Below are 13,380 nucleotides of genomic sequence, written 5' to 3'. Positions count from 1 at the left end.
GGTCACTTCTGTCCCTCCGTCACGGGGATCTGCGGTGCCTTGTCGGTCACGCCCACCCGCTGCATGGTCGAGTCGACCGCGGGCTTGATGATGTCGACGATCGGCTTCGGGAAGATGCCCAGCCCGATGATCAGGATCACGAGCGGTGCGATCGCCAGCACCTCACGCGGGTTCAGGTCCTTCAGCTTCTCGATGCCTTCCCGGACCGGGCCGGTCATCGTGCGTTGGTACATCAGCAGGATGTACAGCGCGGCCAGCACGATCCCGAGCACCGCGATCACCGCGATCACCTTGTGCCGGCTGAAGGTCCCGGCCAGCACCATGAACTCGGAGATGAACGGCGACAGGCCGGGCAGCGCGAGGCTGGACAGGCCGGCGAACAGGAACGTCCCGGCGAGCACCGGTGCGACCTTCTCGACGCCGCCGAAGTCGGCGATCCGGGCGGACCCGCGCCGGGAGATCAGGTACCCGGCGACCAGGAACAGCGCCGCGGTCGAGAGACCGTGGTTGAACATGTACAGCGTCGACCCGGTCAGGCCCTGCGACGTCAGCGCGAAGATGCCCATCACGATGAAGCCGAAGTGCGAGATCGACGTGTACGCGATCAGCCGCTTGATGTCGGTCTGCCCGATCGCCAGCAGCGCGCCGTACAGGACCGAGATCAGCGCGAGCACCAGGACCACCGGGGTGGCCCACTGGGAGGCGTTCGGGAACAGGCCCAGGCAGAACCGGATCATCCCGAAGGTGCCGATCTTGTCCAGGATGCCGACCAGCAGCACCGAGGTGCCCGGCGTCGCCTCACCGGCCGCGTCCGGCAGCCAGGTGTGGAACGGCACCATCGGCGCCTTCACCGCGAACGCGAAGAAGAACCCGAGGAACAGCCAGCGCTCGGTGTTCTGGCTCATGTCCAGCTTGACCATGTCGGCGAGCAGGTACGACGGCTGGCCGTGCTTGGCCGAGACGACGTACAGGCCGACGACCGACGCCAGCATCAGCAGACCGCCGAGCAGCGAGTAGAGCAGGAACTTGACCGCGGCGTACGAACGCTGCGGGCCGCCGAAGCCGCCGATCAGGAAGTACATCGGGATCAGCGTGGCCTCGAACAGCACGTAGAAGAGGAACACGTCGGTGGCGGAGAAGACGCCGATCGACAGTGCCTCCAGGCCGAGGATCCAGGCGAAGAACGACTTCTCCGACCAGCGGCCGTGCGCGGCGTCGTTCCAGGACGCGATGATCACGACCGGCGAGAGCAGCGCGGTCAGCACCACCATCACGATGCCGAGACCGTCGAGGCCGAGCGCGTAGTGCGCGCCGAACGCCTTGATCCAGGTGTGCGTCTCGGCGTAGTCCGCGGCGCCGTTGCGGTGGTACCCGATCGCGACGATCACGGTCAGTACCAGCGTCACGAGCGAGAACCCGAGCGCGACCTGCTTGGCCGTCAGCGCCTTCGCCTTCGGCACCAGCATCGTCGCGATGGCTCCGACGAACGGCAGGAGCAGTAACAGGGTCAGCCAACCGATGTTCACGACAACCTCACCGCGAGGAGGGCGACGACCACGAATGCGGCGCCGAAGACCATGCTGAGTGCGTACGAACGGACGAAGCCCGTCTGGAACCGGCGGAGCCGGCCGGACAGTCCGCCGAAGAGTGCGGCCAGCCCGTTGACCAGGCCGTCGACGCCCCGGTTGTCGAGCCAGACCAGCGTCCGGGTCAGGTACTGACCGGGCCGCATGAAGAGCGCCTCGTTGAGCGCGTCGCCGTACAGGTCACGCCGTGCGAGCGTGGTGATCGGCGAGCCGGCCGGGGCCTCGCGCGGGATGTCCCGGCGGTACATGACCACCGAGATCGCGATGCCGACGGCAACCACCGCGAGGGTGATGATCGTCATCACGACCGCGTTCAGCGGGGCGTGCTCCTCCTCGTGCCCGACCACCGGGGTCAGCCACTTCACGATCCAGTTGCCGGCGAAGTACAGCGCGCCGCCGCCCAGCGACAGCGCCGCCAGGATGATCAGCGGCCAGGTCATCACCTTCGGCGACTCGTGCGGGTGCACGTCCTCGGCCCAGCGCTTCTTGCCGAAGAACGTCATCAGCATCACCCGGGTCATGTAGAACGCGGTGATGCCGGCGCCGAGCAGCGCGCAGAGACCGATCACGATGTTGTGCGCGAACGCCGCCTCGATGATCTTGTCCTTGCTGAAGAAGCCGGCGAACGGCGGGATGCCGAGGATCGCGAGGTAGCCGAAGCCGAAGGTCACGAAGGTGACCTTCATCGCCGACCGCAGCGCGCCGTAGTGCCGCATGTTCACGTCGTCGTTCATGCCGTGCATGACGGATCCGGCGCCGAGGAACATGTTCGCCTTGAAGAAGCCGTGCGTGAGCAGGTGGAAGATCGCGAACACGTACCCGGCCGGGCCGAGGCCCGCGGCGAGCATCATGTAGCCGATCTGGCTCATCGTCGAACCGGCCAGCGCCTTCTTGATGTCGTCCTTGGCGCAACCGATGATCGCACCGGCGAGCGCGGTGACCGTACCGACGATCACGACCGCCGTGGAGGCCGCGCTGGACTGCTCGAAGACCGCGTGCGAGCGGGTCACCAGGTAGACGCCCGCGGTGACCATGGTCGCCGCGTGGATCAGCGCCGACACCGGGGTCGGGCCTTCCATCGCGTCCAGCAGCCAGGACTGCAGCGGCACCTGCGCGGACTTACCGCAGGCGGCCAGCAGCAGCATCAGGCCGAGCAGCGTGGCCCAGGTCTTCGACAGGTGCTCGGCACCGGCGTTCACCGAGGAGAAGGCCGACGAGCCGAACAGCGCCCACATGCTCATCACCGCGAGCGAGAGGCCGATGTCACCGACCCGGTTCACCACGAACGCCTTCTTCGCGGCGACCGCTGCCGAGTTCTTGTGCTGCCAGAAGCCGATCAGCAGGTACGACGCCAGACCGACGCCCTCCCAGCCGACGAAGACCAGCAGGTAGTCGGCGGCCAGCACCAGCAGCAGCATCGAGGCGATGAACAGGTTCAGGTACCCGAAGAACCGGCGCCGCCGCGGGTCGTGCTCCATGTAGCCGATCGAGTAGATGTGGATCAGCGAGCCCACACCGGTGATCAGCAGCACGAACAGGATCGACAGCGGGTCGATCAGCAGCGTGAAGTCGACCTTGATGTGGCCGACCGAGAACCACTCGAACAGCCGGACCGTCGCCGACCGCTCACCGTCCGGTTTGCCCTGCATCTGGAAGAACAGCACGACGCCGAAGGCGAAGGAGATCACCGGCGCCAGCGTGCCCAGCAGGTGACCCCACGCGTTGGTGGCCTTGCCACCGAGCAGCAGGATCGCCGCGGACAGCGCCGGTACCGCGACCAGCAGCCACGTCAGCTCATGACTCATCGGTTGCTACCTCAGTACTTGAGCAGGTTGGCGTCGTCGACCGAGGCCGAGCGACGGGTGCGGAAGATGGCCATGATGATGGCCAGCCCGATAACCACCTCGGCCGCGGCCACCACCATCACGAAGAAGGCGGCGATCTGGCCGTCGAGGTTGCCGTGCTGGCGGGCGAAGCTGACGAACGCCAGGTTGGTCGCGTTCAGCATCAGCTCGACGCACATGAAGACGACGATCGCGTTCCGGCGGACCAGCACGCCGAGCGCGCCGATGCTGAACAGAATCGCCGCGAGCACGATGTACGGTTCGGTGCTCACTTGCTCTCCTCCTCTACCGGGAACTCGCCCTCGTTGGTCAGCTCGCGGACCTCGTCGACGTCCGCGCGCTCGTCCGCTTCGGGGAACACGGTGCCACGTGCCTGGAGCACACGCGAAACCGAGGTCGGTGCGATCGACCCGTCCGGCAGCAGCGCCGGGGTGTCGACGGCGTTGTGCCGGGCCAGTACGCCGGGGGTCGGCAGCGGGCCGGGGTGGATCCCCTGCTCGGCGTACTTGCGGATCCGCTCCTCGGCGTGGTCGCGCTGCGTCTTCTTCTTGGTCAGCCGCTCGCGGTGTGCCAGCATCATCGCGCCCATCGCCGCGGTGATCAGCAGCGCCGAGGTGACCTCGAAGGCGAACACGTACTTGCCGAACAGCAGCTGCGCGATGCCCTTCGGGTTGCCGTCCGGCTGCGCCTCGGCGAGGCCGGTCGGGTGCCCGTAGATCGCGTTGCCGACCGCGGCGACCAGCAGGATGCCGAAGCCCAGGAACGCGATCCCGGCCAGCAGCCGCTGACCGCGGATGGTCTCGACCAGCGAGTCGGACGCGTCGACGCCGACCAGCATCAGCACGAACAGGAACAGCATCAGGATCGCGCCGGTGTAGACGATGATCTGGACGGCGAACAGGAACGGGGCGTCCTGGGCGGCGTACTGCACCGCGAGGCAGATCATCACGGTCGCGAGCAGCAGCGCGGAGTGCACCGCCTTGCGGACCAGGATCATCCCGATCGCGGCCAGGATCATGACCGGGGCCAGCAGCCAGAACGCGACCTGGGGGCCGGTGACGAGGCCGATCACTTCGCGTCACTCCCCTCGGCCTTGGTCGCGGCGCCGGTGAGACCGAGGTAGTAGTCCTTCTCGGTCTTGCCGAGCTGCATCTCGTGCGGCGGCTCCTGCATGCCCGGGAGCAGCGGCGCCAGCAGGTCCTTCTTCTCGTAGATGAGGGACGCGCGGCTGGTGTCGGCCAGCTCGTACTCGTTGGTCATCGTGAGCGCCCGGGTCGGGCACGCCTCGATGCAGAGCCCGCAGAGGATGCAGCGCAGGTAGTTGATCTGGTACACCCGGCCGTACCGCTCGCCCGGCGAGAACCGGTCGCCCTCGGTGTTCGAGGCGCCCTCGACGTAGATCGCGTCCGCGGGGCAGGCCCAGGCGCACAGCTCGCAGCCGACGCACTTCTCCAGCCCGTCCGGCCAGCGGTTCAGCTGGTGCCGGCCGTGGAACCGGGGGGCGGTCGGCTTCTTCTCGAACGGGTACTGCTCGGTGAACACCTTCCGGAACATCGTCCGGAAGGTGACGCCGAATCCGGCTACCGGGTCCCAGAGGGACTCCTTGACACTAGCCACGGCTGCCTTCCTTGCTCTGGCTCGGAGTGTTGACGGCCATCGGTGGTGGCACCGGGAAGCCGCCGGCGAAGGCGTCGAAGTCCTTGCCGTCGGCAACCTCCGCCTTCTCGGGCTTGGGCTTGGCCGGGACGAACATGCTGACGATCGCGATCACCAGCACGATCGCGGCCGCGACCAGCAGCGTGGTCCGGCTGAAGTTCGTCTCCCGGCCGACCGCGCGGACGGTGGCGACCAGCAGGATCCAGACCAGCGAGACCGGGATCAGGATCTTCCAGCCGAGCTTCATGAACTGGTCGTACCGCAGTCGCGGCAGCGTCCCGCGCAGCCAGATGTAGAAGAAGATGAAGCACATCAGCTTGCCCATGAACCACAGCACCGGCCAGTAGCCCGAGTTCGCGCCGTCCCAGATCGAGATCGGCCACGGGGCCCGCCAGCCGCCGAGGAACAGCGTGGTGGCCAGCGCCGACACGGTCGCCATGTTGATGTACTCGGCCAGGAAGAACATCGCGTACTTGATCGAGGAGTACTCGGTCAGGAAGCCCGCGACCAGCTCGCCCTCGGCCTCCGGAAGGTCGAACGGCGCCCGGTTCGTCTCGCCGACCATCGAGATCACGTAGATCACGAACGACGGGAACAGCAGGAACCCGTACCACCCGGGCAGCGGGATCGACGCGCCGAACCAGTGCACGGTCTGATGCCCCTGCGCGGCCACGATCTCCGAGGTGGACAGCGAGCCGGCGAACAGGAACACCGTGACCAGCGCGAGGCCCATCGCGACCTCGTACGAGATCATCTGGGCGCTGGAGCGCAGACCACCGAGCAGCGAGTACGTCGAGTTCGACGACCAGCCGCCGAGCACGATGCCGTAGATGCCGATCGAGGCGACCGCCATCACGTACAGCACCGAGACCGGCAGGTCGGTGAGCTGCAGCCGGGTGTAGGTGTCGGTCCAGGGGATCCGCACCGTCGGCCCGAACGGGATCACCGCGAAGGTGAGGAAGGCCGGGATGGCGACGATGGCCGGTGCCAGGATGAAGACCACCTTGTCGACGCCCTTGGGCATCAGGTCTTCCTTCAGCATCAGCTTGACGCCGTCGGCCAGTGACTGCAGCAGACCCGCGGGTCCGTGCACGTTCGGGCCGATCCGGTGCTGCATCCGCGCAACGACCCGGCGTTCCCACCAGATGTTGAAGAGCGTCAGCACCACCAGGAAGACGAAGATGAACAGCACCTTGATGAGAATGACCCACCACGGGTCATGCCCGACGCCTGCGTCAGGTACCGCGAGCGACATCATGCGTTCCCTCCGGCGATCGTCACGATCGAGCCATGGTCAGCGTGCAATGAACGGCGGACGTGGGAGTCGGCCGAGTTCGTCGGCAGCCAGACCACGTTGTCGGTCATCGGGGTGATCACCACCGGCAGCCGGATGCTCCCGGCGTCGGTGCTCACCACCAGCTCGTCGGAGTCGGCGACGCCGATCCGGCGTGCGGTGGTCACCGAGATCCGGGCGACCGGCTTGCGCGCGGTCGCGGTCAGGTGCGGCTCGCCGTCGCAGGCCCGGCTGTCGTCGATCAGCATCCGCCAGGTCGCCAGCCGGGTGGAGTCGAACGCGCCGAGCGCCGGGCCGGCGTGGTAGGTAGGCTCCTGCGCGCGGTCGCCGTCCCAGCGGCCGAGCTCGTCGAACTCCCGCTTCGCGCCCTCGGGGGTGCTGAAGCCGAGCGGCGTACCCATCTCCTGCGCCAGCGCGGCCAGCGCCCGGGTGTCCGGCATCGCGGCCGGCACCTTGAGTACGACGGGGAACGGCCGCTCGCGGCCCTCCCAGTTCACGAAGGTGCCGGACTTCTCGACCGTCGGTACGACCGGGAACACCACGTCGGCGTACTCGGTGACCTGCGAGTTGCGGACCTCGAAGCTGACCACGAACGGCGCCGCCTCGAGCGCGGCGAGCGCCGCGGCCGGGTCGGGCAGGTCGTCGATCTCGACACCCGCGACGACCAGCGCCTGCAGGGATCCCGCGTTCGCGATGATCTCGGTCAGGTCCTTGCCGTTCTCCGCCGGCAAGTTCTCGACGCCCCACGCGGCCTGCATGTCGACCCGTGCCTGCGGGTCGGCGACCAGCCGGCCGCCGGGCAGCAGCCCCGGCAGGCAGCCGGCCTCGAGCGCGGACCGGTCACCCGCACGACGCGGGATCCAGGCCAGTTGCGCACCGGTGTCGAGCGCCAGCCGCAGCGCGGCCGAGTACCCACCGGGCACACCGGCCAGCCGCTCGCCGACGACGATGATCGAGTCCGCACCGAGCGCGGCCCGGGCAGCCGCCCCGGCCGCACCCGCGTTACCGAGGTCCCCGAGTACGGCGGCCTCGGTGCCGGGCGAGGTGTGCACGACGACCCCGTCGAGCTTCTCCACCCCGCGCGACGCGTACGCCGCGAGCGTGAACACCTTGGTGCCGTGCGTCTTCACGCCCTTGCGGACGCGCAGGAACACCGACGGCGCTTCCTCTTCCGGCTCGATCCCGGCGAACAGCACGGTGTCGGCCTTCTCCAGGTCCGCGAACGTCGTACCGAGACCGGTGCCGGCCACCGCGGCGGCCAGGAAGTCGGCCTCCTCGGCGGAGTGCGGGCGGGCCCGGAAGTCGATGTCGTTGGTGCCCAGCGCGACCCGGGCGAACTTCGAGTACGCGTAGGCGTCCTCGACGGTCAGCCGGCCGCCGGTCAGCACCGCCGCGCTGCCGTGCGCCGCGGTCAGCTTCGCCGCCGCGAAGGTCAGCGCCTCCGGCCAGGACGCCGGCCGCAGCTCGCCGTCCTCGCGGATCAGCGGGTGGGTCAGCCGGTCGCCGGTGGTCGCGTACTGGAACGCGAACCGGTCCTTGTCCGAGATCCACTCCTCGTTGACCTGCGGGTCGTCCCCGGACAGCCGGCGCATCACCTTGCCGCGCCGGTAGTCGATCCGGATCGCCGCGCCGGACGAGTCGTGCTCGGCCACCGACGGCACCGACACCAGGTCGAACGGCCGGGAGCGGAAGCGGTACGCCGCACTCGTCAGCGCACCGACCGGGCAGATCTGGATCGTGTTACCGGAGAAGTAGCTCTCGAAGGGCTCCTTCTCGTAGATGCCGACCTGCTGCAGCGCGCCGCGCTCGATCAGCGCGATGAACGGGTCACCGGCGATCTGCTCGGAGAACCGGGTGCAGCGCGCGCACAGGATGCAGCGCTCGCGGTCCAGCAGCACCTCGGCCGAGATGTTGATCGGCTTCGGGTAGGTCCGCTTGACCCCGTGGCTGGTGTGGAACCGGGACTCGCCGCCGCCGTTGCTCATCGCCTGGTTCTGCAGCGGGCACTCGCCGCCCTTGTCGCAGACCGGGCAGTCCAGCGGGTGGTTGATGAGCAGGAACTCCATGTTCCCGTGCTGGGCCTTGTCGGCCACCGGCGAGCTCACCTGGGTCCGGATCACCATGCCGTCGGCGACCGTCAGCGTGCAGGACGCCTGCGGCTTCGGCATCCCGCGGCCGTTGCCGGCGTCGGGGACCTCGACCAGGCACTGCCGGCAGGCGCCGACCGGGTCCAGCAGCGGGTGGTCGCAGAACCGCGGGATCTGGATGCCGATCTGCTCGGCGGCCCGGATCGCCAGGCTGTTCTTCGGAACCTTGACCTCGATGTCGTCGATGGTGACGGTGACCAGGTCGGTCCGCTCCACCTCGGCACCGGACGGTGGGTTCGCTTGGATCGTCATGCGCTAGCTCCAGCAGTCGCGAAGACAGTGCTTGCCATCGGGTCGAGCGGGCAGCCGCCGTGCTCGAAGTGCGCCAGGTACTCGTCCTTGAAGTGCTGGATCGAGCTGGTGATCGGCGCCGTGGCACCGTCACCGAGCGCACAGAACGCCCGGCCGAGGATGTTCTCGGACAGGTCGAGAAGGGTGTCGAGGTCCTCCTCGGACCCCTTGCCCGCCTCCAGCCGCTCGAGGATCTGCACCAGCCACCAGGTGCCCTCGCGGCACGGCGTGCACTTGCCGCAGGACTCGTGCTTGTAGAACTCGGTCCAGCGCAGTACGGCGCGCACCACGCAGGTGGTCTCGTCGAACATCTGCAGCGCCTTGGTGCCGAGCATCGACCCGACCGAGCCGACGCCCTCGTAGTCCAGCGGGATGTCGAGGTGTTCGGTCGTCAGCAGCGGCGTCGACGACCCGCCCGGCGTCCAGAACTTCAGCTGGTGGCCCTCACGGATCCCGCCGGCCATGTCGAGCAGCTCGCGCAGCGTGATGCCGAGCGGCGCCTCGTACTGGCCGGGACGGGTGACGTGCCCGGACAGCGAGTACAGCGTCATGCCCTTGGACTTCTCGGTGCCCATCGAGCCGAACCAGTCCGCGCCGTTCTTGATGATCACGGGAACGGATGCGATCGACTCGACGTTGTTGATGACAGTGGGGCACCCGTACAGACCGGCGACGGCCGGGAAGGGAGGACGCAGCCGAGGTTGACCGCGACGTCCTTCCAGCGAGTCCAGCAGCGCCGTCTCCTCGCCGCAGATGTACGCGCCGGCGCCGGCGTGCACGACGACGTCCAGGTCGTAGCCGGTGCCGAGGATGTTCTTGCCGATGTAGCCGGCGTCCTTGGCCTCCTGCACGGCCTGCTGCAGCCGGCGGATCACGTGCAGCACCTCACCGCGCACGTAGATGAACGCGGCGCTCGCGCGGATCGCGTAGGACGCGATGATGACGCCCTCGACCAGCGTGTGCGGCGAGGCCATCATCAGCGGGATGTCCTTGCAGGTGCCCGGCTCGGACTCGTCCGCGTTCACCACCAGGTACTTCGGCTTCGGGTTGTCCTGCGGGATGAACGACCACTTCATCCCGGTCGGGAAGCCCGCGCCGCCGCGGCCGCGCAGACCGGAGTCCTTGACCGTGGCGACGACGTCGGCCGGCTGCATCGCGAGCGCCTTGCGGAGGGCGTCGTACCCGCCGGTGCGCTGGTACGACGCCAGCTGCCAGGCGTTGATCTGGTCCCAGTTGTCGGACAGGACCGGGGTCAGCGTGGTCATGGTCAGCCCTCCTTCGGGGTCTCGGCGCCGTTCGGGGCCGACCAGTTGCGCTCCCGGGCCAGCCGGAGGCCGGCCAGCGTGGCCTTGCCGCCGGTCGGGCCCTCGTCGGCGCGCCCGTCCGGGAAGCCGGCCAGCACCCGCTCGGCCTCGCGCCAGGTGCAGACGGTGGCGCCGCGCGGCGACTTCACCTCGGTGCCGGAACGCAGGTCGTCGACCAGCTGGGTGGCCGTCTCCGGCGTCATGTCGTCGAAGAACTCCCAGTTGACCATCATCACCGGCGCGTAGTCGCAGGCCGCGTTGCACTCGAGGTGCTCGAGGGTGACCTTGCCGTCCTCGGTGGTCTCGTCGTTGCCGACGTCGAGGTGCTGCTTGAGCCGCTCGAAGATCAGGTCGCCGCCCATCACCGCGCACAGCGTGTTCGTGCAGACGCCGACGTGGTAGTCGCCGACCGGGCGGCGCTTGTACATCGTGTAGAACGTCGCCACCGCGGAGACCTCGGCGCCGGTCAGCCCGAGCACGTCGGCGCAGGCCTCGATGCCCTCCGGGGTGACCCGGCCCTCGACCGACTGCACCAGGTGCAGCATCGGCAGCAGCGCCGAGCGGGCCTCGGGGTACCGGGCCGCGATCTCGCGCATCTCCGCGATCGTGGTCTCGGTGATCTTCGAGTCGCCCGTGCTGTAGGGCACGGTCTTGTCGGTAGAAGTCGTGTGGTTCTCGGCCATTTAGCGGTCCACTCCACCCATCACCGGGTCAAGGCTGGCGACGGCGACGATCACGTCGGCGACCTGGCCGCCCTCGCACATGATCGGCATCGCCTGCAGGTTTGCGAAGGACGGGTCACGGAAGTGCACCCGGAACGGCTTGGTGCCGCCGTCGGAGACGACGTGCGCACCCATCTCGCCACGCGGCGACTCGATCGCCACGTAGGCCTGGCCGGCCGGGACCCGGAAGCCCTCGGTGACCAGCTTGAAGTGGTGGATCAGGGCTTCCATCGACTCGCCCATGATGTGCTTGATGTGGTCGAGCGAGTTGCCCATCCCGTCGGCGCCGACCGCCAGCTGGCTCGGCCAGCCGATCTTCTTGTCGGCGACCATCACCGGCCGGCCGTCCATCTTCTCCAGCCGGTCCGCGCACTGCTCGACGATCTTCAGCGACTCGTGCATCTCCTGCAGCCGGACCCGGAAGCGGCCGTAGGCGTCGGAGGAGTCCCAGGTCGGTACGTCGAAGTCGTACGTCTCGTACCCGCAGTACGGCTGGGTCTTGCGCAGGTCCATCGCGTACCCGGTGGACCGTACCGTCGGGCCGGAGATCCCCAGCGCCATGCAGCCGGCCAGGTCGAGGTAGCCGACGTTCTGCAGCCGGGCCTTGAAGATCGGGTTCGCGTTGCAGAGCTCGGCGTACTCCGGCAGGTGCCGGTTCATCCAGGTGATGTACTCGCGGATGTGGTCCAGCGCACCCGGCGGCAGGTCCTGGGCGACGCCGCCCGGCCGGATGAACGCGTGGTTCATCCGCAGCCCGGTGATCAGCTCGAACAGGTCGAGGGTCTTCTCGCGCTCGCGGAAGCCGATCGTCATCACGGTCAGCGCGCCGATCTCCATACCGCCGGTGGCGATACAGACCAGGTGGCTGCTGATCCGGTTGAGCTCCATCAGCAGCACCCGCATGACGTTGGCCTTCTCCGGGATCTGGTCCTCGATCCCGAGCAGCCGCTCGACCGACAGGCAGTACGCCGCCTCGTTGTAGAACGGCGACAGGTAGTCCATCCGGGTGACGAACGTGACGCCCTGCGTCCAGGAGCGGAACTCCATGTTCTTCTCGATGCCGGTGTGCAGGTAGCCGATGCCGCAGCGGGCCTCGGTCACGTTCTCACCGTCGAGCTCGAGGATCAGCCGCAGTACGCCGTGCGTCGACGGGTGCTGCGGGCCCATGTTGACGACGACGCGCTCTTCCGGCTCCTCGCCGAGGCCGGAGACCACCGAGTCCCAGTCCTGGCCGGTGACGGTGAAGACCTTGCCCTCGGTCGTGTCGCGGGTGGTCGCGTAGGGGTCTGTAGTGGTCATCAGTTGTAAGACCTCCGCGTGTCGGGCGGCGGGATGACAGCGCCCTTGTACTCGACGTCGATGCCGCCGAGCGGGTAGTCCTTGCGCTGCGGGTGCCCCGGCCAGTCGTCGGGCATCAGGACCCGGGTCAGCGCCGGGTGCCCGTCGAAGATGATGCCGAACATGTCCCAGGTCTCCCGCTCGTGCCAGTCGTTGGCCGGGTAGACCGAGACGATCGACGGGATGTGCGGGTCGCCGTCGGGCGCCGCCACCTCCAGCCGGATCCGGCGGTTGTGGGTGATCGAGAGGAAGTGGTAGACGGCGTGCAGTTCGCGGCCGGTCTCGTTCGGGTAGTTGACCCCGCTGACGCCGGAGCAGAACTCGAACCGCAGCGCCTCGTCGTCACGCAGGTGCTTGCACACCTCGACGATGTTCTCGCGCTTGATGTGCAGGGTCAGCTCGCCGCGGTCGACGACGACCTTCTCGATCGAGCCGTCGGCGGTCAGCCCTTCCAGCCGGTCCACCGCGCCGTCGAACCAGGAGCCGTACGGCTTCGGGGTGGCCCCGGGCAGTACGACGTTGCGCTTCAGGCCGCCGAACCCGGAGGTGTCACCGGTGCCGGTGACACCGAACATGCCCTCGCGCTCTTCGATGACCTCGGGTGCCGAAGCCTCCGGTGTCGCCGGGAGGTTCTCGGAGTCGCTCACCGCAGCAGACCCTTCATCTCGATCGTCGGCGCGGCGGTCAGGGCCGCGGCCTCCTGCTCGGTCTGCAGCGCCTTCTTGTGCGCGCCGAGCTTCATGTGCTGGATCTGGTCGTGGATCTTCAGGAACGCGTCCAGCAGCATCTCCGGCCGCGGCGGGCAGCCGGGCAGGTACATGTCGACGGGTACGACGTGGTCCACGCCCTGCACGATCGCGTAGTTGTTGAACATGCCGCCCGAGGACGCGCAGACGCCCATCGCCAGCACCCACTTCGGGCCGGGCATCTGGTCGTAGATCTGGCGCAGTACCGGGGCCATCTTCTGGCTCACCCGGCCGGCCACGATCATCAGGTCGGCCTGCCGCGGCGACGCCCGGAAGACCTCCATGCCGAACCGGGCCGCGTCGTAGCGCGGTGCGCCGGTGGTCATCATCTCGATCGCGCAGCAGGCCAGCCCGAAGGTTGCCGGCCACAACGAGGCCTTGCGCATGTAGCCGAGCAGTCCTTCGACCGTGCTCAGCAGGACGCCTGCCGGAAGCTGTTCCTCAAGACCCAT

General features: G+C 68.3%; 12 protein-coding genes. All 12 read right to left on the bottom strand.

Features of this window, described 5'->3' with window-relative positions:
- Positions 1-2: 2 nt before the first annotated feature.
- From ACQHIV_RS34790 to ACQHIV_RS34735, 12 genes are read right to left on the bottom strand one after another with little or no spacing between them, the layout of a single operon-like run.
- Entirely contained in the window at positions 3-1,526 is a 1,524-nt protein-coding gene (locus ACQHIV_RS34790; protein ID WP_427888492.1) for an NADH-quinone oxidoreductase subunit M, read from the bottom strand.
- Positions 1,523-3,391, bottom strand: a complete 1,869-nt coding sequence (gene nuoL / locus ACQHIV_RS34785; protein ID WP_427888490.1) for an NADH-quinone oxidoreductase subunit L — start codon at positions 3,389-3,391, stop codon at positions 1,523-1,525. The genes ACQHIV_RS34790 and nuoL overlap by 4 nt, the downstream gene beginning before the upstream one ends.
- Before the next feature lie 11 nt (positions 3,392-3,402).
- Positions 3,403-3,702 (bottom strand): NADH-quinone oxidoreductase subunit NuoK, encoded by a 300-nt coding sequence (gene nuoK / locus ACQHIV_RS34780; RefSeq protein ID WP_130441814.1) that lies wholly within the window; start codon positions 3,700-3,702, stop codon positions 3,403-3,405.
- Positions 3,699-4,502 carry an NADH-quinone oxidoreductase subunit J gene (locus ACQHIV_RS34775; RefSeq protein WP_427888488.1) on the bottom strand — a complete coding sequence of 268 codons (804 nt, stop codon included), beginning with the start codon at positions 4,500-4,502 and terminating at the stop codon, positions 3,699-3,701. The genes nuoK and ACQHIV_RS34775 overlap by 4 nt, the downstream gene beginning before the upstream one ends.
- Positions 4,499-5,047, bottom strand: coding sequence for an NADH-quinone oxidoreductase subunit NuoI (gene nuoI / locus ACQHIV_RS34770; protein WP_427888486.1), 549 nt, complete (start codon positions 5,045-5,047; stop codon positions 4,499-4,501). Before nuoI ends, ACQHIV_RS34775 begins: the two co-directional genes overlap by 4 nt.
- Entirely contained in the window at positions 5,040-6,344 is a 1,305-nt protein-coding gene (gene nuoH / locus ACQHIV_RS34765) for an NADH-quinone oxidoreductase subunit NuoH (protein ID WP_427888484.1), read from the bottom strand. The genes nuoI and nuoH overlap by 8 nt, the downstream gene beginning before the upstream one ends.
- Entirely contained in the window at positions 6,341-8,779 is a 2,439-nt protein-coding gene (locus tag ACQHIV_RS34760) for an NADH-quinone oxidoreductase subunit G (RefSeq protein ID WP_427888482.1), read from the bottom strand. The genes nuoH and ACQHIV_RS34760 overlap by 4 nt, the downstream gene beginning before the upstream one ends.
- Positions 8,776-10,083 carry an NADH-quinone oxidoreductase subunit NuoF gene (nuoF, locus tag ACQHIV_RS34755; RefSeq protein WP_427888480.1) on the bottom strand — a complete coding sequence of 436 codons (1,308 nt, stop codon included), beginning with the start codon at positions 10,081-10,083 and terminating at the stop codon, positions 8,776-8,778. The genes ACQHIV_RS34760 and nuoF overlap by 4 nt, the downstream gene beginning before the upstream one ends.
- Before the next feature lie 2 nt (positions 10,084-10,085).
- Positions 10,086-10,805: an NADH-quinone oxidoreductase subunit NuoE gene (gene nuoE / locus ACQHIV_RS34750; protein ID WP_427888478.1), complete on the bottom strand. Its 720-nt coding sequence runs from the start codon at positions 10,803-10,805 to the stop codon at positions 10,086-10,088.
- Positions 10,806-12,143: an NADH-quinone oxidoreductase subunit D gene (locus ACQHIV_RS34745; protein WP_427888476.1), complete on the bottom strand. Its 1,338-nt coding sequence runs from the start codon at positions 12,141-12,143 to the stop codon at positions 10,806-10,808.
- Positions 12,143-12,829: an NADH-quinone oxidoreductase subunit C gene (locus ACQHIV_RS34740; protein WP_427888475.1), complete on the bottom strand. Its 687-nt coding sequence runs from the start codon at positions 12,827-12,829 to the stop codon at positions 12,143-12,145. The genes ACQHIV_RS34745 and ACQHIV_RS34740 overlap by 1 nt, the downstream gene beginning before the upstream one ends.
- On the bottom strand, positions 12,826-13,380 hold the full coding sequence (locus tag ACQHIV_RS34735; RefSeq protein ID WP_131286677.1) for a NuoB/complex I 20 kDa subunit family protein: 555 nt from the start codon (positions 13,378-13,380) through the stop codon (positions 12,826-12,828). Before ACQHIV_RS34735 ends, ACQHIV_RS34740 begins: the two co-directional genes overlap by 4 nt.

Source organism: Kribbella polygonati (assembly GCF_050320105.1).
In the GTDB taxonomy this organism is placed as follows: Bacteria; Actinomycetota; Actinomycetes; order Propionibacteriales; family Kribbellaceae; genus Kribbella.
This window is presented reverse-complemented; position numbering and strand designations above follow the sequence as displayed.